The 18,946-nt window shown below is 65.2% G+C and carries 20 protein-coding genes; 10 read left to right on the forward strand and 10 right to left on the reverse strand.

Annotation, left to right across the window (positions count from 1 at the left end; translation table 11 throughout):
* Positions 1-59: 59 nt before the first annotated feature.
* Genes fumC through FHG66_RS08470 form a run of 4 tightly spaced genes read left to right on the forward strand, consistent with a single transcriptional unit; the run spans position 60 to position 2,554 of the window.
* Positions 60-1,451, forward strand: a complete 1,392-nt coding sequence (fumC, locus tag FHG66_RS08455; RefSeq protein ID WP_139076309.1) for a class II fumarate hydratase — start codon at positions 60-62, stop codon at positions 1,449-1,451.
* Entirely contained in the window at positions 1,448-1,630 is a 183-nt protein-coding gene (locus FHG66_RS08460; RefSeq protein WP_139076310.1) for a DUF4169 family protein, read from the forward strand. The genes fumC and FHG66_RS08460 overlap by 4 nt, the downstream gene beginning before the upstream one ends.
* Entirely contained in the window at positions 1,627-1,845 is a 219-nt protein-coding gene (locus FHG66_RS08465) for a ribbon-helix-helix domain-containing protein (protein WP_139076311.1), read from the forward strand. Before FHG66_RS08460 ends, FHG66_RS08465 begins: the two co-directional genes overlap by 4 nt.
* A 37-nt stretch (positions 1,846-1,882) precedes the next feature.
* Positions 1,883-2,554, forward strand: coding sequence for a hypothetical protein (locus FHG66_RS08470; protein WP_139076312.1), 672 nt, complete (start codon positions 1,883-1,885; stop codon positions 2,552-2,554).
* A gap of 7 nt (positions 2,555-2,561) precedes the next feature.
* Here FHG66_RS08470 and FHG66_RS08475 read toward each other — a convergent pair whose 3' ends face one another.
* Complete coding sequence (locus tag FHG66_RS08475) at positions 2,562-3,317, reverse strand: cytochrome c biogenesis CcdA family protein (RefSeq protein ID WP_139076313.1); 756 nt, start codon at positions 3,315-3,317, stop codon at positions 2,562-2,564.
* 212 nt (positions 3,318-3,529) lie between these two features.
* Between FHG66_RS08475 and FHG66_RS08480 the strand changes: the two genes are divergently transcribed.
* Positions 3,530-4,363, forward strand: coding sequence for a sulfite exporter TauE/SafE family protein (locus FHG66_RS08480; RefSeq protein ID WP_139076314.1), 834 nt, complete (start codon positions 3,530-3,532; stop codon positions 4,361-4,363).
* Between the two features lies 1 nt (position 4,364).
* Here the strand turns inward: FHG66_RS08480 and FHG66_RS08485 are convergent, their stop codons facing one another.
* Positions 4,365-5,663 carry a D-amino acid dehydrogenase gene (locus FHG66_RS08485; RefSeq protein ID WP_139076315.1) on the reverse strand — a complete coding sequence of 433 codons (1,299 nt, stop codon included), beginning with the start codon at positions 5,661-5,663 and terminating at the stop codon, positions 4,365-4,367.
* 273 nt (positions 5,664-5,936) lie between these two features.
* On the opposite strand from FHG66_RS08485, the gene gcvT reads away from it, so the two are divergent.
* From gcvT to gcvP, 3 genes are read left to right on the forward strand one after another with little or no spacing between them, the layout of a single operon-like run.
* Entirely contained in the window at positions 5,937-7,067 is a 1,131-nt protein-coding gene (gcvT, locus tag FHG66_RS08490; protein ID WP_281282910.1) for a glycine cleavage system aminomethyltransferase GcvT, read from the forward strand.
* 9 nt (positions 7,068-7,076) lie between these two features.
* Complete coding sequence (gene gcvH, locus FHG66_RS08495) at positions 7,077-7,436, forward strand: glycine cleavage system protein GcvH (protein ID WP_139076316.1); 360 nt, start codon at positions 7,077-7,079, stop codon at positions 7,434-7,436.
* A 4-nt stretch (positions 7,437-7,440) separates the two neighbouring features.
* The gene (gcvP, locus tag FHG66_RS08500) at positions 7,441-10,278 is read left to right on the forward strand and encodes an aminomethyl-transferring glycine dehydrogenase (protein WP_139076317.1); all 2,838 of its coding nucleotides are present in this window, start codon (positions 7,441-7,443) and stop codon (positions 10,276-10,278) included.
* 30 nt (positions 10,279-10,308) lie between these two features.
* On the opposite strand, the gene FHG66_RS08505 is transcribed toward gcvP, so the two are convergent.
* The 3 genes from FHG66_RS08505 to FHG66_RS08515 are packed head-to-tail and all read right to left on the reverse strand — an operon-like array spanning position 10,309 to position 12,858.
* On the reverse strand, positions 10,309-11,151 hold the full coding sequence (locus tag FHG66_RS08505; RefSeq protein ID WP_139076318.1) for an amidohydrolase family protein: 843 nt from the start codon (positions 11,149-11,151) through the stop codon (positions 10,309-10,311).
* 20 nt (positions 11,152-11,171) lie between these two features.
* The gene (locus tag FHG66_RS08510) at positions 11,172-12,017 is read right to left on the reverse strand and encodes a fumarylacetoacetate hydrolase family protein (protein WP_139076319.1); all 846 of its coding nucleotides are present in this window, start codon (positions 12,015-12,017) and stop codon (positions 11,172-11,174) included.
* Positions 12,018-12,075: 58 nt separating this feature from the next.
* Positions 12,076-12,858, reverse strand: coding sequence for an SDR family oxidoreductase (locus FHG66_RS08515; protein ID WP_139076320.1), 783 nt, complete (start codon positions 12,856-12,858; stop codon positions 12,076-12,078).
* 547 nt (positions 12,859-13,405) lie between these two features.
* On the opposite strand from FHG66_RS08515, the gene FHG66_RS08520 reads away from it, so the two are divergent.
* Positions 13,406-13,732, forward strand: coding sequence for a TfoX/Sxy family protein (locus tag FHG66_RS08520; RefSeq protein ID WP_139076321.1), 327 nt, complete (start codon positions 13,406-13,408; stop codon positions 13,730-13,732).
* A gap of 60 nt (positions 13,733-13,792) precedes the next feature.
* Positions 13,793-14,287, forward strand: a complete 495-nt coding sequence (locus FHG66_RS08525) for a lytic transglycosylase domain-containing protein (protein WP_139076322.1) — start codon at positions 13,793-13,795, stop codon at positions 14,285-14,287.
* Positions 14,288-14,605: 318 nt separating this feature from the next.
* Here FHG66_RS08525 and FHG66_RS08530 read toward each other — a convergent pair whose 3' ends face one another.
* The 5 genes from FHG66_RS08530 to FHG66_RS08545 form a co-directional block, all read right to left on the reverse strand.
* The gene (locus FHG66_RS08530; protein ID WP_139076323.1) at positions 14,606-15,934 is read right to left on the reverse strand and encodes a PQQ-dependent sugar dehydrogenase; all 1,329 of its coding nucleotides are present in this window, start codon (positions 15,932-15,934) and stop codon (positions 14,606-14,608) included.
* Positions 15,934-16,362, reverse strand: a complete 429-nt coding sequence (locus tag FHG66_RS08535) for a DUF2231 domain-containing protein (RefSeq protein ID WP_139076324.1) — start codon at positions 16,360-16,362, stop codon at positions 15,934-15,936. The genes FHG66_RS08530 and FHG66_RS08535 overlap by 1 nt, the downstream gene beginning before the upstream one ends.
* Positions 16,363-16,616: 254 nt before the next feature.
* Positions 16,617-16,781, reverse strand: coding sequence for a hypothetical protein (locus FHG66_RS21525; RefSeq protein ID WP_176556169.1), 165 nt, complete (start codon positions 16,779-16,781; stop codon positions 16,617-16,619).
* Positions 16,782-16,788: 7 nt separating this feature from the next.
* Positions 16,789-17,079, reverse strand: a complete 291-nt coding sequence (locus FHG66_RS08540; RefSeq protein ID WP_139076325.1) for a hypothetical protein — start codon at positions 17,077-17,079, stop codon at positions 16,789-16,791.
* 976 nt (positions 17,080-18,055) lie between these two features.
* The gene (locus FHG66_RS08545) at positions 18,056-18,871 is read right to left on the reverse strand and encodes a sugar phosphate isomerase/epimerase family protein (RefSeq protein ID WP_218013807.1); all 816 of its coding nucleotides are present in this window, start codon (positions 18,869-18,871) and stop codon (positions 18,056-18,058) included.
* Between the last annotated feature and the right edge of the window lie 75 nt (positions 18,872-18,946).

Here is an 18,946-nt window from a genome sequence, read left to right on the forward strand (position 1 = left end):
TTGCCCGCCTGCCCGCGTGACGCTAAAGCGCATGCGACGGTATACCGAGGGGGCCACCGATGACTGCGACACGCACCGAGACCGACAGCTTCGGGCCCATCGGGGTCCCCGCCGACCGCTACTGGGGCGCGCAGACCCAGCGGTCGATCCAGAACTTCCCCATCGGTTGGGAACGCCAGCCGATCGCCGTCGTCCGAGCCCTGGGCTTCATCAAGCAGGCCTGCGCCGAAGCGAACAAGGCTCGTGGCGCGATTCCGGCCGAACTGGCTGATGCGATGATCGCGGCTGCGGCCGAGGTCGCGGCCGGCAAGCTCGATGATCACTTCCCGCTGGTAGTCTGGCAGACCGGCTCGGGCACCCAGACCAACATGAACGCGAACGAGGTCATCTCGAACCGTGCCATCGAGATGCTGGGCGGCGAGATGGGCTCAAAGAAGCCCGTGCACCCGAATGATCACGTCAACATGGGCCAGTCGTCCAACGACACCTACCCCACCGCCATGCATGTGGCGGCCGCGATGACCGCGCGTGACGTGCTGCTGCCCGGGTTGCGGCACCTCCATGCAGCGTTGCTCGCCAAGTCCGAGGAATTCGCCGACATCATCAAGATCGGCCGAACGCACACGATGGACGCCACACCCCTGACTCTGGGGCAGGAGTTCGGAGGCTACGCCCACCAGCTGGCCAAGGCGATCCAGCGAATCGAAGCGGCTTTGCCCGATGTGTACGAACTGGCGCAGGGCGGCACTGCCGTCGGAACGGGCCTCAACTCTCCGGTAGGCTGGGGCGAAACCGTCGCCGCGAACCTTGCGCGGCTCACCGGCCTGCCCTTCGTCACCGCACCCAACAAGTTCGAGGCGCTGGCCGCCCATGACGCGCTGGTGCAGCTTTCGGGCGCGCTCAAGTCGGCCGCGGCGGGCATCTACAAGCTGGCACATGACATCCGGATGCTGGGCTCCGGTCCACGCTGCGGCTTGGGGGAACTCAGGCTTCCCGAGAACGAGCCCGGTTCCTCGATCATGCCCGGCAAGGTGAATCCCACTCAGGTCGAAGCCATCACCATGGTCTGCGCCCATGTGATGGGCAACGACGCCGCCGTGGGCTTTGCCGGGTCGCAGGGCCACTTCGAGCTGAACGTAATGAAGCCCATGATCGCCTACAACGTGCTGCAGTCCATGCAGCTCTTGGGGGATGCCGCAATGGCCTTCACAGACAACTGCGTCGTAGGGATCGGGGCGGACCGTACACGGATCGACAAGCTCATGCGCGAATCGCTGATGCTGGTCACTGCGCTCGCCCCGACCATCGGCTACGACAAAGCCACCACGGTCGCAAAGACCGCACACAAGAACGGCACCACCTTGCGCGAGGAGGCGATAAACCTGGGGTACGTCGATGCGGAAACCTTCGACCGCGTCGTCCGCCCCGAGGACATGATCGCGCCATCATGACCGGTCAGGTGGTCAACCTGAACAAGGCCCGGAAGGTACGCGCGCGCACCGAGGACAAGGCTCGCGCGGACGCCAACGCCTTCAAGCACGGCCGGACCAAGGCCCAGCGGATTCTCGAGGCGACACAGGCCGAGAAGGTCCGACGTGCCCTCGATCAAGCAAAGATCGAAGACGATTGAGCGGCCGACCCGTCAAACGGTCGCTCAGCCTGCACGGCCATCGCACAAGCGTGTCTCTGGAGGATGCTTTCTGGCAGGAATTCCGACGCCTAGCAGCCCGTGACGGCCTGCCCTTGAACCAACTGGCCGAACGCATTGATGAGGCGCGGGGCGATGTCGGTCTCGCCTCGGCCATCCGGGTCTTTGTGCTCCAGCAGGCTTTGGCGGAACGCTAGCGCCCTATCGGTCGTTCGGTCGGCAAGGAGCCGCTGCATGACCGCCTCGCCACTTCGTGCCTCGACGCGCCCATTGCCCGGCGCTTCGATCGACGCCAGGATCTGGCTCACCCTGTCCTGGTGGGGGGTCGGTCTTTTCGCCACGAGCCTGGCGGCACTCCTCACCTTGGCACGCTGGGCGGAACTGCAGATCGCCGTCTGCTTCTTCGCACCGTTGCTCGGCATCAAGCTCGCGCCTCACGGCCTGCCGAACCTTCTAACTTCGCTTATCACGGCCTGTTTCCTGGTCAGCGCAGCAGGATGGGCCTGGGACTGGTATGGGCGGTTCTGGTGGTTTGACGTGGTTCTCCATGCGTTGAACCCGCTGGTCATCATGTCCGCCTCCATGTTCATGATCTGGAAGGCGGACCTCCTGACCCCTGCCCCGTATCAGGGCCATTTCGTCCTTTGGTCCACTCTGGGCGGCCTGGGACTTGGGATCGCCTGGGAGTTGTTCGAGTACACCTACCTGCCGTTGACCTGGCCCGACACGATCCTGGACCTCGTGATGGATGGAGCCGGCGCGGCCCTGGGCGGCTGGCTCGCCATCTGGCTCATCGACCAGCGCGGGTTGCCTCCCGTTGGACACCATCGGCTGACGCATCTTCGGTCCTGGACGGCACGGCGGGTTCCCTTGCCCGTCCGCATCCCCCGGCAATCCCGGCGCTGAACCGGCATCAGCCGATCGCGGCCAGGGCGGGAAAGGTCTCGAGCAGCCACCAGGAAAAGGCCGTGAACTGGCCCGTCAGCATAAGAAGCCCGACGGTCCAAAGCAGCAGGCCTGAGAAACGCTCGATCCAACCCATGTTGCGCTTCATGGCAGCCATGACCGGCCGGAGGCGCGGAAAGAAGGCCGCGACCAGCAGGAACGGCAACCCCAGTCCAAAGGCATAGGTCGCAAGGAGAGCCATGCCCCGGAGCACATCAGCCTCGGTTGCGGCAAGCCCCAGGATGGTGCCAAGGACAGGTCCGAGACAGGGGGTCCAACCAAAGGCGAACGCCAAGCCGAGCACGTAGGCTCCGAAGGCCGAGCCCCCCTGATCCCCGGCATCGAGCCGCGCCTCGCGCGAAAGGAACGGGATCCGGAGCACCCCCAGAAAGTGCGCGCCGAACACCATGATCACCACGCCAGCGACCGTGACGAACCATCCCTGGTACTGGAGCAACGCTCGGCCGGCGGCCGAAGCGGCGGCCCCCAGCAGCAGGAACACGGTGGACAGCCCCAGGACGAAGAAGACCGCAGCCAGTAACGCACGCCGGCGCGCGGCGCGCTCCTCCGACATCTCTCCCACCGACACGCCGCCCATATAGGCCAGGTACGGGGGAACGATCGGAAGCACGCAGGGGCTGAGGAACGACAGCACCCCGGCGAGGAGCGCCACCGCCATTGCCGGGAGCAGCGTCGCGTCGAGGATCATGTCCGAGGAGAACATCAGAAGGCATCCGGCATTGGCGTCATCGCGGAAAGCCTTATCGCGCAGCGCGCCGGACGTCACCGGGACAGGGCGTCACAACTGCGGAAGCGAGGTTTGCCGTGTCCGGGGAGGCCGCTCGCTCTCCGGACCGGCCTCCGCGGGCTTCTCGGAGTCTTCCCCTTCGGACTGAACATGCCTAACCCAAGCAGCGACCCTAGCAGGAGCCTGACATGGCCGACGTACTCGCCGATCTCCTGACCGAGGTGACTCCCATGCTGGTGGCCCTGCTCGTCGCCGGCACCGTGATCGGCTTTCTGGCCGGGATGTTCGGGATCGGGGGAGGCGCGATCTCGGTCCCAGTGTTCTATCAGGTGTTCGGCGTTCTGGGGATCAGCGACGAGGTCCGCATGCCTCTCGCGGTCGGAACGTCGCTGGCGGTCATCATCCCGACATCCTTTGTCTCCGCACGTGCGCACCTTAAGAAAGGCACCGTCGACACCCAGCTCCTTCGGCTCTGGATCGTCCCGGTGCTGGTGGGGGTTGTTTTGGGCTCGATCATTGCCCGCTACGCCGATCCTTGGGTCTTCAAGGTCGTGTTCGTCGCTGTCGCCGGCATCAACGCCGCCAAGCTGCTGTTCGGCGGTCAAGGCTGGCGGTTGCGGGACGGCCTTCCGGGGCGGGCGGCCCTCCGGGCCTATGGGGTGATTACTGGTCTACTTTCGGCCCTCATGGGGATCGGGGGCGGCGCCATCACCAACCTGATCCTGACCCTGCACGGCGTCTCGATCCACCGTGCAGTCTCGACCGGGGCGGGAGCGGGCGTGCTGATCGCACTGCCCGCGACTTTGGGCTATGTCTTCGCAGGCTGGGGCAAGCCAGGGCTGCCCATCGATGCCACGGGATACGTATCCTGGCTCACTTTCGCTGCAACCATGCCCACGACTTTGCTGACCGCCCGTTTGGGCGTCGCGGTGGCCCACAGGCTGTCGCGACGTGCCCTCGAAACGGCATTCGGACTCTTCCTGCTCTTTGTATCAGCCCGCTTCCTCTGGGACTTGCTCTAGCTTAGGTCCGGGCAGGGCGCAGCGCGCCCGTTGGGGATGAAGATCCCCGCGCGTACCGCGCGATGCCAAGGTCGGTAGTCTCGATGTCTGTCCTGCGCCCGGACACGATGTCGGCCAGCACTCGACCGGACCCGGCGGCCATGGTCCAGCCCAGCGTACCGTGCCCGGTGTTGAGAAGCAGGCCCGGGACCGGCGTCCGTCCGATCACGGGGGTTCCATCCGGCGTCATGGGACGGAGCCCGCACCAGAACGCCGCCTGTTGCACGTCGCCTGCCCCGTCGAACAGGCCCTGCACGGAATGGAGAAGCGTCGCGCGGCGCGACGGGGGCAGCGACAGGTCGAAGCCCGCGATCTCGGCCAAGCCCCCTACCCGAATCCGCTCGCCAAGCCGGGTGATCGCGACCTTGTAGGTTTCATCCATGACCGTGGACACAGGCGCCCGATTCTCGTTGATGATGGGCAGGGTGAGCGAGTAGCCCTTGACCGGGTAGACCGGCAAGGCGATCCCCAGAGGCCTGACCAGTGCCGGGGAGTAGCTGCCCAAGGCCACCACGACCGCATCGGCCCTGTGCTGTCCGTCCGCTGTCACAACGCCACGCACCCGACCGTCCTCAAGCAAGAGGCGGTCCACGGTCACGCCGTAGCGGAACTCCACACCCGTGGCTGCCGCCAGGTGGGCCAGCGCCGTCGTGAACTTGAAGCAATCGCCGGTCTCGTCCCCGGGCAGCCGAAGGCCCCCGGCTATGGGGGCCTGGGCTCCGGCGAGGCCGGGTTCCGCCCTAAGGCAGCCTTCCTCGTCCAGCACCTCGAAGGGAACGCCGCCGTCGCGGAGCACGGCGATGTCCTTTTCGGCCGCTTCGACCTGCGCCTGCGTGCGGAACAACTGAAGCGTGCCCTGCGTGCGCTCATCATAGGCCATACCCGTTTCTTCGCGGAGGGCGGCAAGGCTGTCGCGCGAGTATTCGGCAAGCCTGACCATGCGGGCTTTGTTGACCGCATAGGCGTCCGGCGTGCAGTTGGCCAGCATCTTGGCAAGCCAGCTCAGTTTGGCGAGATCCGGCTTCGGCTGAACCACCAGCGGCGCATGACGCTGGAACATCCACTTGAGCGCCTTGAGCGGGATGCCGGGTGCGGCCCATGGTGCGGAGTACCCGGGGCTGACTTCACCAGCGTTGGCGTAGCTCGTCTCACGTCCGGGTGCAGGCTGCCGGTCCATCACGACGACATCGTGACCGGCCTTGGCCAGGTACCACGCCGAGGTGACCCCAATCACACCCGCTCCAACGACGATGATCTTCATGACGCGCTCCGCAGCGACAACCGATTCCTGCGCAAGCCTATCCCGGGGCGAGAAGAAGGAGGTCGCGATTGCTCCTGCTTCTCAAGCAATGATCAGGAGATTCTCCTACGTGAAAGCTCCTGATCGGCAGTAGCTTGTTAGAACAGGCCCGTTGCCGGTAGAATCCATCCTATCACGCGCGCTTGCTGCGCGGCGTGGCTCAGGCCACTTGCCAGCGGAGGTGCCACGGCGCTACGCCTAGGGAAGAAGCGGCCGCCAACGAGGGAGACGCGCGTGGACGACGGTCAGGCGATACCGCTCAGGCGTTTGCCACTGCACGACCTGCATGTCGGCCAGGGCGGGCGCATGGTGCCCTTCGCCGGATGGGAGATGCCGGTGCACTACCCGGCGGGCGTGATGGCCGAGCATCTGCACACGCGCTCGGCCGCGAGCCTGTTCGATGTGAGCCATATGGGCCAGGTTCTCCTCCGCCCCAGGAACGGGCTGGACCACTTGGCATCCTGCGTCGAAGCGCTGGTGCCAGCGGACATTCTGGGGCTACCCCGAGGCCGGCAGCGTTACGCCCTGTTGACAGACGATGCCGGCGGAATCCGGGATGACGTCATGATGGCGAACCGGGGCGACCATCTGTTCGTGGTCGTGAATGCGTCGACGCGCGATGCGGACTTGGCCCACTTTCGCGAATCCCTCGGGCATGCCGAGGTCGAGGAAGCCGCCGATCGCGCGCTGCTGGCCCTTCAGGGTCCGACAGCAGAACACGCGCTGGGCCGCCTTGTTCCTGCGGTCAGCGGAATGCGCTTCATGGACGTGGCGATCGTCCCGTGGGGCGGCATGGACCTTTGGCTGTCCCGCTCCGGCTATACCGGCGAGGATGGTTTCGAGATTTCGGTTCCTGCCACAGGCGCCCAGACCTTGGCCGAGGCGCTGCTGGCTGGTGGGGAGGTCAAGCTGGCCGGCCTTGGGGCGCGCGACTCCCTCAGGCTTGAGGCCGGGCTCTGCCTTTATGGCAACGACATTGATCGCACGACCAGCCCCGTGGAGGCGGGTCTGTCCTGGTCGATCGGCAAGGCGCGTCGGATCGGCGGATCGCGCGCCGGTGGCTTTCCTGGCGCGGACCGTATCTTGCGGCAACTGGAACTCGGTCCGCGCCGACAGCGGGTGGGCCTGCAGCCCGAAGGTCGCGCGCCCATGCGTGCCGGCACCGCGATCACCAGCCCCGAAGGCCATGTCGGGCACGTGACCTCGGGTGGGTTCGGACCTACCCTGCAAGCGCCGATTGCCATGGGCTATGTCGATGCCAAGCTGGCGCAGCCGGGCACCCGGCTCAACGGCGACGTCAGGGGCCGATCCCTTCCGGTCAGCGTCGTCCCGCTCCCCTTTGTGGCTCCGTCTTTCAAGCGTTGAGGAATTCGAATGAAGTTCACCGAAGATCATGAATGGCTCCGTCCCGAAGGCGACCTGATCGTCGTCGGCATCACCGAACACGCAGCCAAGGAACTGGGCGACATCGTCTTTGTCGAACTTCCCGAAATCGAGGCCATGGTGGCTCAGGGCGACGAGGTCGTGGTGATCGAGAGCGTCAAAGCCGCCTCTGACATCCTGGCCCCTGTCGATGGCGAGATCGTCGAAGTGAACAGCAAGCTGGCCGACAACCCGGGGCTCGTGAACGAGGATCCGCTCGGGGCTGGCTGGTTCTTCAAGGTCCGCGTGGATGATATGGCGGTTCTCGACGACTTCATGGATGAAGACGAATACCAGGACTCGATCGGGTGACGTGATGCCTTGGACTCCGACGGCCTATGATCCGGATGATTTCGCCAATCGTCGCCATATCGGTCCATCCCCGAGCGAGATGGAGGAGATGCTGGCGGCCGTCGGGGCAGTCAGTCTCGATGACCTTATCGACGAGACCGTGCCGGCCTCGATCCGGCAAACCACACCCCTGTCCTGGAGCCCGCTGACGGAAGCGGGTCTGCTGGCCCGCATGCGCGCGGTCGCGGGCAGGAACAAGGTGATGACCTCGCTTATCGGGCAAGGTTACTACGGCACGGTAACTCCGCCCGCCATCCAGCGGAACATACTGGAAAATCCGGCTTGGTACACGGCTTATACGCCTTATCAGCCCGAGATCGCGCAGGGTCGGCTCGAGGCTCTGCTGAACTACCAAACCATGGTCGCGGACCTGACCGGCCTGCCGGTGGCCAACGCCTCTCTCCTCGACGAGGCGACCGCGGCGGCGGAAGCCATGACGATGGCCGAGCGGACGGCCAAGTCCAAGGCGCGCGCCTTCTTCGTGGCGGATGACCTGCATCCACAAACGGCAGCCGTGATCGAAACGCGGGCCCTTCCCCTGGGCATTGAGATCATCAGGGGATCGGTGGATTCCCTCGATCCTTCCAAGGTTTTCGCAGCGATCTTTCAGTATCCCGGCACATATGGCCACCTGCACGACCTGACCGACGACATTGCGCAACTGCACCGGCACGGAGCCATTGCGATCGTGGCGACGGACCTCCTGGCCCTCACCCTCATCAAAGAGCCGGGCGCTATGGGGGCCGATATCGCCGTTGGCTCGGCGCAACGGTTCGGCGTGCCGATGGGCTATGGCGGCCCTCATGCGGCCTTCCTGTCGTGCCGCGATTCGATCAAGCGTGCGATGCCGGGACGCATCGTGGGCGTTTCGGTGGACGCGCGTGGCAACAGGGCCTACCGTCTGGCCCTCCAGACCCGTGAGCAACACATACGCCGCGAGAAAGCCACCTCCAACGTCTGCACGGCACAGGCCCTGCTCGCGGTCATGGCTGGATTCTATGCTGTGTTCCATGGACCCAAGGGTCTCCGGGCAATCGCCGAGCGGGTTCACTTGAGTACCCAACGGCTGGCGCGTGCGCTCCGGGCCGCTGGCGCCACGGTCTCCCCCGAAGCGTTTTTCGACACGATCACGGTCGAGGTCGGCGTCGGTCAGGCGGGGATCCTCGCGGCGGCCCGCGCCGAGGGGCTTAACTTTCGGAAGATCGGGGTGGACCGCGTCGGCATCTCCCTGGACGAGACGACGGACGAGTCCGTCCTGCTTCGCATTCTTCGCGCCTTTGGCATCGATGCGGCGCCGCCGCACCGGGGAGGCCTTGCCGTTCCGGACTCCTTGGTCCGCAGCTCCGACTACCTGACCCATCCGGTGTTCCAGATGAACCGGGCCGAGTCCGAGATGATGCGGTACATGCGCCGGCTGTCGGATCGGGATCTGGCGCTCGACCGCGCGATGATCCCTCTCGGCTCCTGCACCATGAAGCTGAACGCGGCTGCGGAAATGATGCCGCTGACCTGGCCCGAATTCGGGGGCCTGCATCCGTTCGCCCCGCGCGATCAGGCTCAGGGGTACACCGAAGCGATCGAGGATCTTTCGAGAAAGCTCTGCGAGATAACTGGTTATGACGCGTTCTCGATGCAGCCCAACAGCGGCGCGCAAGGCGAGTATGCCGGTCTGCTGACCATCCAGGCGTTCCACCGGGCCAACGGGGACCATGATCGCAAGGTGTGCCTGATCCCCGTCTCGGCCCATGGCACAAACCCGGCCTCGGCGCAGATGGTGGGCATGGAGGTGGTGGTGGTCCGGACCGCCCCCAACGGGGACATCGATCTGGAAGACTTCCGAGACAAGGCCAATGCCGCTGGCGCACGGCTTGCTGCCTGCATGATCACCTATCCTTCGACGCATGGCGTGTTCGAGGATACGCTGCGTGAGGTCTGTCGTGTGACCCATGACCATGGCGGGCAGGTGTACCTTGATGGGGCGAACATGAACGCCCTCGTGGGTCTGGTGAAGCCCGGCGAGGTCGGAGCAGATGTGAGCCATCTCAACCTGCACAAGACCTTTGCCATCCCCCATGGCGGTGGCGGGCCGGGCATGGGGCCGATCGGGGTGAAGGCGCATCTGGCGCCTTACCTGCCTGGTCACCCGGAGTCCGGCGGGAGCGGCGCGGTATCGGCTGCCCCGTTCGGCTCGGCGTCCATCCTGCTGATTTCTTGGGCTTATTGCCTCCTCATGGGAGGGGCTGGCCTGACACAGGCCACCAAGGTTGCCATTCTGAACGCAAACTATATCGCGGCGCGCCTCCGAGGGGCTTACGATATCCTGTTTGCGGGCAATCGGGGGCGGGTAGCCCATGAATGCATCCTGGATACGAGGCCCTTTGCCGCGCATGGGGTCACGGTGGATGATCTGGCCAAGCGGCTGGTGGACAACGGGTTCCACGCGCCAACCATGAGCTGGCCTGTTGCGGGCACCCTGATGGTCGAACCTACCGAAAGCGAGACCAAAGGCGAAATCGACCGGTTCATCACCGCGCTTCTTTCGATCCGCGATGAGATCGCCGCAGTGCAGAAAGGCGAGATCGCGGCCGAGCAGAGCCCTCTCCGGCGTGCGCCCCATACGGTGGAGGATCTCGTCGCCGAGTGGGACCGCCCCTATACCCGCGAACAGGGCTGCTTCCCGCCCGGTGCGTTCCGCGTGGACAAGTACTGGCCGCCCGTGGGCCGTGTGGACAACGCCTTTGGCGATCGGAACCTGATCTGCACCTGTCCGCCGTTGGAGCAATACGCCGAGGCTGCCGAGTGATGGGGGCGCATCAGAGCGCCCCCGATCCCCTCATGTGAGGCCGGTGTTGACCTTGTAGATCCGCTCGGCGTTCCGCCATCCGATCATGGCCTGCTCGTCCGGGCTGAACTCGCCCAGCACCCGATCCGTGATATCCAGCCAGCTTGGCAGGCCCGAGCCCAAGTTGACCACGGGCCAGTCGCTCCCCCAAACCATGCGAGCCGGACCGAAGGCGTCCACGACGTGGTCGATCCAGGGCCGCAGGGTGGAAAGATCCCAATCGCCGGGTGCGGTATAGGCGGTGATGCCCGAAAGCTTCACGTTCACATGAGGCAGGCTCGCAAGGCGGGTGATCCCTGCACGCCAAGGGTCCATGTCGCCGCCTGCAATGTCAGGCGTTCCGCAATGATCGAGAACGAAGACCATGTCCGGGCAACTCGCGGCAAGGTCATACGCGGTGGGCAGGGTTCGTCCGAGGAAGTTCATGTCGAACGGTAGGCCGCGTTGTCCGATCCGACGAACATTCGCGCGGAACGCCTCGGTCGTGGATACGTCGTCGGGCACCGTGTGGAGGATGCGGCGAAGGCCCACGACGCCAAGCTCCGCGCATACGTCAAGCCAGGCCTCGAAACCGGCGTCCTGCTCCGGTCGGCAATTGGCGATCTGCCCAAGAAGATCGCCGCTGCGGATGAGCCCGGCGATCCACCGCGACTCGGCCTGGAAGTCGTCAGCGTCCACTTCCATGAAGATGGAGCCCCGGACGCGCCCGCCATACAACCGACGGGCATCGTCCAGAGAGAAGTCGGCACCCGCGAGCGTAGGCACCTCGCGGGTCCAGCCATGTCCGGTCACCTCGCGCCGGATCAGATGGAGATGGGTGTCGATCAGATCCATGCGCGCGGCTCCGTGTTCTGTTATTCGTCGTTGACGCAGACCTGCCGCTGGTCGCCGAGGCCCTGGATCCCGAGCTCCACGACCTCCCCCGACCTCAGGTAGCGCGGAGGCTTCATGCCAAGGCCCACGCCCGGCGGCGTGCCGGTCGAGATCACGTCGCCCGGATGCAAGGACATGAACTGGCTGAGATAGCTCACCAGATGCGCGACCCCGTAGACCATTGTGCGGGTCGAGCCGTTCTGCATCGTCTCGCCGTTGACACGGCAGTACATGTTCAGATCTTGCGGATCGGAAACCTCGTCGCGGGTCACGAGCCATGGTCCGAGCGGGCCGAAATTGTCGCAGCTCTTGCCTTTGGTCCACTGCCCAGCACGTTCGGCCTGGAAGGCGCGTTCCGAGACGTCGTTGGCCACGGCATAACCGGCGACATAGGACAGGGCATCGGCCTCGGTCACGTATTTGGCGTGCCGTCCGATGATGACGGCAAGTTCGACCTCCCAGTCGGTCTTTTCGCTGCCACGCGGGATGATGATGGGGTCATTGGGTCCGCAGATCGCCGAGGTGGCCTTCATGAAGATCACCGGCTCGGGCGGCACTGGCAGGTTCGACTCCGCTGCATGGTCGGCGTAATTGAGCCCGATGCAGATGAACTTGCCGGTGCCGCCCACGCAGGCGCCAAGCCGGGTGCCTGCATCCACCTGCGGCAGACCCGAGGGGTCTACCGCACGGATCGCGTCCAGTCCCTCGTCGCCAAGCACCGCTCCGGCGATGTCGGGCACGATGCCCGAAAGGTCACGGATCGTGCCGTCCTCATGCAGCAGACCGGGCTTCTCCGACCCTCGCTCGCCATGGCGCAAAAGCTTCATGTTCCACTCCTCTCAGGCATCGGGTGCTGCACGGCACTGGGCCGACAGCTCTCATGGGTCAAGTGTTGGTCCAGCCGCCATCGATGACATGCTCGGTGCCGGTGGTATAGCTCGACTCGTCGGAGGCAAGGTAAACGACAAGGGCCGCGATCTCCTCCGGGCGGCCCAGCCGGTTCATCGGCTGGCGGGCCACGAAGGCGCGCCGCGCGGCCTCATAGTCGTCCGTGCGGCGCATGCGCTCCTCGAGCGAGGGGCTTTCCACGGTGCCGGGGCAGATCGCGTTGGCCCGGATGCCCTGACCGATGAAGTCGCAGGCGATCGCCTTGGTCAGGCCGATCACGCCGGCCTTGGTCGCGCCATAGACGAAACGGTTCGGTGCGGCGATGACCGATGAGGCCACGGAAGCCATGTTGACGATCGAGCCGCCGCCGCCCGCGATCATGTCCGGCAGGACGGCACGGCACATCCGGTACATGGCCGTCATGTTCAACCGCACCGATAGATCCCACTGCTCCTCGTCGCAGTCGAGGATGGTTCCGTGCGCGACAATGCCCGCGCAGTTGAATAGGACTTGGACCGCCCCCACGGCCTGAACGGCCTCGGTGATGCTCTCCAGGTCGAGGACGTCGAGCCGGCGGGTCACGATTTGCCCGAGAGCGTCCCCCTGTGGAGACTCGGTCCGCAGCCGCGCCCATGCCTCCGACAGGCTCTCAAGGGCAGCGTCGTTCACATCGGTAGCGATCACCTCCGCACCTTCTCGAGCCATGGCGATGACCGAGGCGCGCCCGATTCCTTGCCCCGCCGCCGTGGCCAGCGCGCGTTTTCCGGTGAGCCGTCCCAAACCGTGCCTCCCTGCCCCATCCTCACGGGTCTGTGTCGCAGGCTTACGAAAGCGATGCAACGGGCCGCGCGCCTATGGCAGGCGTGCCACCATGCTCGGCAAGTTGGTCGCCACCCAGGTGCATCGGGACGTCGAATCGTGACACATTGCTAACCAAGGTCATGGAATGGACCTTGCCAAGAAACGGTCAATCCGGAGAGCCCACTCCGGCATCATCGAGCAAAGGACCAATCCCATGGCAAGCCAGCAATCCGGCTCCCCACACGACGCTCAACTGGGGACAGCGTCTCAGGTCAGGACACCCCAGATGGAGGCGTCCCAATCCACCCGATCCGTTCAGGCACAGGCCAGCATGAATGGCGGGACAGGCACCGCCCCCGTCATCCGCGACTACGCGAGCATCTGAGTTTCCGTCCCGGATCAGCCAACGGCCCGCATCTCCCACGGGCCGTTCCGGGATACCTGTGGGCCAGAGGACCAAGGCGCATACTACCCCGGCCGCCAAGATCCTCTGGCCCCCTTTTCCATTGCTGCTAAGGTGAACGGCATGGCTCCGATCTCCTCACTGCGAAACCTGGGACCGGCGACGAATGCCGCGTTCCGCAAGGTCGGGATACGCACGGCCGAGCAACTGCGCGAGATGGGGGCCGACGAGGCCTATGCGCGCCTGCTCGAGGCAGGGCAGCGGCCCCACTTCATCGGCTACTATGTGCTCCACATGGCGCTGCAGAATCGGCCTTGGAACGACTGCAAGGGAGACGAGAAGGCCGCCTTGCGCCGGCGATTCGACGAGCTGAAGGCCAGCCACTTCGACAGCGGCCTCGCTGGCCTGGAGGCCGAGCTCGATGCGCTGGGCGTGGGACTTCGTCGCTGAAGCGTTGCGTCTGCCGTAGGTTTCGGTAGGACGTCGCGCAACCGTTAGCGGAGTTCGCGTATGTCAGCCTCCCTGTCCCGTGTCACTCGCCGGGCGCTCCTTGCCTTCGCTCTGGTGCCCATCGCGGGATGTAGCCTGTTCGGTGGACGCAGCCTGGATACCCCGTCCGGGACCTATGCGGGCAACACGCCGCAGATGCAGGCCATGATCCGGCGTCATGCCCGCTCCCTGAGACTTCCGCCCGAACTCCTCGACCATGTGGTCCGGGTGGAAAGCGGCTACAACGCCCGGGCACGCAATGGCTCCTATTACGGCCTGATGCAGGTGAGCCCTGACACGGCCCGCAGCATGGGCTACCGCGGACCCGAGTCCGGCCTCCTGGACGCAGAGACGAATCTGCGCTTCGCCGGAGCGTATCTCCGCGGAGCCTACATCGTAGCCAATGGCAACCAGCGGCGCGCCTACGACCTGTACAAGAAAGGCTACTATTACGAAGCCCGCGACCGGGGCCTGCTGGAGGAAACCGGGCTGAGGCGCGGGTTTCTGGAGGGTTAGCCGCCCGAGGTTGCCGGGACAGGTGTTTGCGTCGACCAGCCGTCGGACACCGGCCTTCGAGGGTGCAGAACGGCCAGCGACCATAAGAGGGATCGTTCGGCCACGAGTTGGCCATTCGCTGGCTAGGTTGATGGGTGGGCTGAGGGCTTTGACTGCTCCTTTACCCTACCAGGAGAACGCTTGGCGATCACCCGTGCTGAGGTCGGATGAACCGAGGCGCGTGCTACCGGCCGATCGCTCCGGAGCGAAAGGCGGCAGGGCAAGATATCCAGGACAACCACGGAGGTCCGGTGCGCCTGCCGGCTTCCACCAAATGGGTCAAGGAGAAGGTTGATCGTCAGGAACGGCTGCAGCAGCCTGGGACTGGGGCGGCGTGACCCTCCAGATCGTGTTGGACAGGTCATCCGCGACCAGCAAGGCGCCACGCGGATCCACTGCAACGCCCACCGGTCTCCCGCGGGCGTTGCCTTCGTCCAAAAGGAAGCCTGACACCACATCGATCGGATCGCCCGAGGGCCTGCCATCGGCAAAGGGCACGAAGACCACACGGTAGCCCACCGGATCGCTGCGGTTCCAACTGCCATGCTCGCCCACGAACACGCCGTCCGAGAACTCAGGCCCCATCGCTGGGGTGGAGAAGGCCACGCCAAGCGCCGCGACATGCGCCCCTAGGGCATAGTCCGGCTCAATCGCCGAGGCCACCATATCGGGATCCTGGGGCTGGGCCCGCGGGTCGACGATCTGTCCCCAGTAGCTGTACGGCCATCCGTAGAAGCCGCCCTCCTGGACCGCCGTCAGGTAGTCCGGCACGAGGCCGGGGCCGATCTCGTCGCGCTCGTTGACGACGGCCCAAAGCTGACCCGTCTCGGGCTGGATGGTGAGGGCTGTAGGGTTCCGCAAGCCGGTCGCATAGGGGCGGTGCGCTCCGGTCTCCACGTCGATCTCCCAGATCATGGCCCGGTCCTCCTCGACCTCGATGCCACGCTCGGTGATGTTGCTGTTCGATCCGATGCCGACGTAAAGGGTGCGACCGTCGGCGCTGGCGGTCATCGACTTGGTCCAGTGATGGTTGATCTCGGATGGCAGCTCGGTGAGCGTGACGGGCTCCCCGCTCGCCTCGGTCTGCCCATCCGAGTAATCGAAACGGACTACCGCATCCTGGTTGGCCACATAGATCGCGTCGTCGATCAATGCGAGCCCGTATGGCGCGTTCAGACCCTCGGCGAAGATGCCCTGACTCTCATAGGTGCCGTCGCCATCCCCGTCGCGCAGCAGCGTCAGCCGGTTGCCGCCCTTGACCGAACTCTTGCCGAGGCTCTTGATGAAGCCGGCGATCAGGTCCTTGGGCCGGAGCACAGGCGCCCCGCCCCCAGACCCTTCGGCGACCAGGATATCGCCGTTAGGGAGAACAAGAAGCTGGCGCGGGATCATGAGATCCGTGGCGATGGGCGCGATCGTGTACCCCTCCGGCACGGTTGGCAGATCGTCGCCCCAAGCTGCGGGCCGTGGGACCGCCATGGACGGCAGGAGGCCACGCTGGGGGTCAGGCAGTTCGGGGTCTGAGCCGTACTGCGAGGAAGCGGTCTGACCAGACGCGACGAAAGGGACCACCGCCATGGCGCCGGCCAGCAGATGCATGCGCATCATCAATACTCCTTGGCGTGGAATCCGGAAAAGCCGATCCAGGTCGCAACCAGCGCCAAGGCTGCTGCGATGGCCGACATGTAGAGAGCCTCGGGCATGGTGGCCCAGGCGTCCTTGGCATGAACAAGGGCATTGATGAAACCGACGACCCACGTCGCGAGCACCACCACAAAGTAGAAAACCGGGCGCCTGTCGCCCCGCGCATGGCCACCGAACAGGTTCACAAAGGCCCAAAGCAGGGCGAAACCTCCACCCAGCAGCCCACCCGCGTTGAGCCATGAGGCAAAGTTGGCCCACTGAATCTCCATGGTTCGCCAGTAGGCGATGTCACTGACCAGCGCGCCCAGAAACAAAGGGAACAGGAATGCGAGGAGGATGGAGTGAAGGGGATGGAGCGGTCTGGGATGGGACGGCGCAAATGTGGCGAACACATCGGCTCCTTTCGTTGCTGGACATGGCTGTGCGACAACCGCCAGGCGGTATCTATGACGGATGAATGCGCCGGCCACTCGCAGGTTCCGGGTTCCCGGCCGAATGGAGCGGATCAAGATGGACACCCTGACCCAGCGGCACGTGCTGAACCACGCCTGCGCCGCCTGACCCCGCACCCAGATGGACCAGGCCCTCCGAAGCGCCATCGGTCTCGAATCACGTCACGACGGACAGCCGACCAGTTCTGCCGAAATCATGCCCCTCCACCATTCGGCACCACTTCACACGCGTCGGTCACAAGGTTGAGGAGGGGCGCTTCAAGCTGCCCTGGACCGGCCCAGACCGCCGGAAAATCCGGCGGCCCGTCAAAGCGCAGTACGATCATGTTCCCCAGCGTACGACCAGTCAGGTCCTGCATGCCTTGATCATCCCGCAGGGCTGACCGGCGCGGGCCGATGGGCCTGCCCTCGGACAAAGCTGAGCAGCCGTTGCATCATCGTGGCATTGCGTTCCGCCAATTTCAGCGCCCGCGTAATCACCCGCTGCAAAGGCTCGTCCGGCAGTCGTCGCCGCACGATGCCCGGCCCGGCCACGAGAGGGGTGGGCAGCTCGGCGAAGTCAGCCGCGAAGCCGCCAGTCACCCGACCCATCAGGCTCAGACGCTCCATCGACTGGCCGTGACCGTGCGCCTGCTGTCCCAGGTCCGCGTCAGGCACCGCGCCGCCCTCGAAGACCCTCGCCAGCAGCCCGGCGGGCCGCCATCCTCTCCTATGACGGGCATGTAGTTCAGATCCACCTCACTCCGCTCGGGGCGGCGATAGGGATGCATGGTGATTCGCATGCCGCGAAACGGAATCGCTCCTCCGGTCAGGCCGCGCGTCAGCACCACGCGGAGGAAGTTGGCGGCTTCAGCACGGGCATGCCGAGGATGCCCGGATTCAGACCGGGCGCTACCTGGGCACAGCCATCATTGTAGATGGGGATGCCCCGTTCACCCCACATGAGAGACATGGGCAAGGGTGCACAGAGCATGACCCCAGCCGCCGTTCAGACATTCTGCGGCCAGTTCTCGACTGGCCCCGGCAGATGGGTCGACCAGTCGCACGCTGCGATCAGGTCGGCATTTTCTCCCTCAGTTATCGGGAGGCTGGGCCCCGCGCCTTCGAGCCGTGCCTGCGGGTAAGGGTCACTTCGCTAGTGGCTCGCTCCGCCGATGACAGGCCGTCCCGTGTACATCCTGACGAAGAAGCGAGCAGGCAGGACCTCGGCGGCTAGCGAGCAATGCCCCGCGCCCCGCCCGATAGAACAAGGCCCGCGCAGGGCACCAGGTCGGGAAGGGGACTTCAGCTTGGGCACGGTTAGCCACCCTGTGGGCGCTTCTACCGCCCAGCAACGCTGGCTAGGGTGCGCGACAGGGTGCAAGCAGGCCTCAGACCGCTCTTTCCTTTCTCGTGCGTGAGCAGGCTGGACCAGCGAGGGACAGACGGCGGTCCACCGAACCTCATCTCGATATGATCGCTCATAGAACTAGGCTGATATCCATCCTCCACACCGCGGATACCGCCTCTCCCGCCATCGATGAGGCGACACCGACGAACGGAGCGCTGGTCGCACGCCAGAGCGGGCCTTCGTCGCTCAGAGCCCGATCTCGGGCCGGCGCCACACGGACGCTGGATAGCACCCTGCCCCGCCCTAGAAGCCGAGCGTCCGCATGAGAGCCCGGTTCGTCGCAACGGCAGTCGCAGGATCGGCTGCCGCCTCGTCCGACTCTTCCTCGACCACGACCCAGTGATTGAAGCGCGGGGCTTCGTTCAGCACCTCGAGCACGGCCCCGATGTCGCACCCTCCCTGCCCCAGCATGGCCCATCGTCCCCGGGCGTCGGCATCCTTGAGGTGAAGGTATCGGATCCGGTCCCGATGGGCCCGCAAGGTGTCGAAAATGTCCGCGTGACCCCGCAGAATATGCCCTGTGTCCGGAACCCATCCCACACTATCCCTGTCCAGAAGCGAGAACATCCGGTCATAGTCAGCCCGATCAAACAGAAGCGTGTTGCGATGGGAGCTTGGATGAATCGCCACTTCGACACCCACTGTCGCTCCCAACATGGCCGTCCGATTGTAGATCTCGGCGGCCACCGCGAGCTTGTCATCCCTGGGTCCGCCAGTCACGGCAGTCGCCGATCCGAGCGAGATTACGGCACCCGGGAAGTGCGCGACGAAGTCGAGCCAGTGCCGCAGGCCTTCCAGGTCCCCCTCCGCTCGGTCCCGCTCAGTGAAGCCGCTTGCCGACGACACGGCGACCGCGACCAGCTCGAGTCGATGGCGGTCCAGAGTGCAGGCTAACCCGCCCGGATCATCGCTGTAGCAGCCGAGCATCGCGTCGCTGATCTCGATCCCGGCGTAGCCTGCGGCAGCGATCGCCCCAATCACGTCATCGGGCCTGTCCCGCCATGCCGGCCCGAGCATTTCCCAGGTGTAGGTCTGGCAGGCTATCCTAAGGTCCTTCAAGGCATCCCTCGTGCGCTTACGCGGAAGATGAGCACCGATCCGACAACCTGTCCATCCAACGGCGGGTTTGAAGCC

This window comes from Rubellimicrobium rubrum, from assembly GCF_006152115.1.
GTDB classification, from domain to species: domain Bacteria; phylum Pseudomonadota; class Alphaproteobacteria; order Rhodobacterales; family Rhodobacteraceae; genus Rubellimicrobium; species Rubellimicrobium rubrum.

Bases quoted from the DNA above. Each gene is read 5' to 3' on its own strand.
- gcvH (WP_139076316.1), top strand. From the start codon at position 7,077: ATGAAGTTCACCGAAGATCATGAATGGCTCCGTCCCGAAGGCGACCTG.
- FHG66_RS08530 (WP_139076323.1), bottom strand. From the start codon at position 15,934: ATGATGCGCATGCATCTGCTGGCCGGCGCCATGGCGGTGGTCCCTTTC.
- FHG66_RS08480 (WP_139076314.1), top strand. From the start codon at position 3,530: ATGGCCGACGTACTCGCCGATCTCCTGACCGAGGTGACTCCCATGCTG.
- FHG66_RS08485 (WP_139076315.1), bottom strand. From the start codon at position 5,663: ATGAAGATCATCGTCGTTGGAGCGGGTGTGATTGGGGTCACCTCGGCG.
- gcvP (WP_139076317.1), top strand. From the start codon at position 7,441: ATGCCTTGGACTCCGACGGCCTATGATCCGGATGATTTCGCCAATCGT.
- FHG66_RS08505 (WP_139076318.1), bottom strand. From the start codon at position 11,151: ATGGATCTGATCGACACCCATCTCCATCTGATCCGGCGCGAGGTGACC.
- FHG66_RS08525 (WP_139076322.1), top strand. From the start codon at position 13,793: ATGTCAGCCTCCCTGTCCCGTGTCACTCGCCGGGCGCTCCTTGCCTTC.
- FHG66_RS08470 (WP_139076312.1), top strand. From the start codon at position 1,883: ATGACCGCCTCGCCACTTCGTGCCTCGACGCGCCCATTGCCCGGCGCT.
- FHG66_RS21525 (WP_176556169.1), bottom strand. From the start codon at position 16,781: ATGCAGGACCTGACTGGTCGTACGCTGGGGAACATGATCGTACTGCGC.
- FHG66_RS08460 (WP_139076310.1), top strand. From the start codon at position 1,448: ATGACCGGTCAGGTGGTCAACCTGAACAAGGCCCGGAAGGTACGCGCG.
- FHG66_RS08510 (WP_139076319.1), bottom strand. From the start codon at position 12,017: ATGAAGCTTTTGCGCCATGGCGAGCGAGGGTCGGAGAAGCCCGGTCTG.
- FHG66_RS08520 (WP_139076321.1), top strand. From the start codon at position 13,406: ATGGCTCCGATCTCCTCACTGCGAAACCTGGGACCGGCGACGAATGCC.
- FHG66_RS08475 (WP_139076313.1), bottom strand. From the start codon at position 3,317: ATGTTCTCCTCGGACATGATCCTCGACGCGACGCTGCTCCCGGCAATG.
- fumC (WP_139076309.1), top strand. From the start codon at position 60: ATGACTGCGACACGCACCGAGACCGACAGCTTCGGGCCCATCGGGGTC.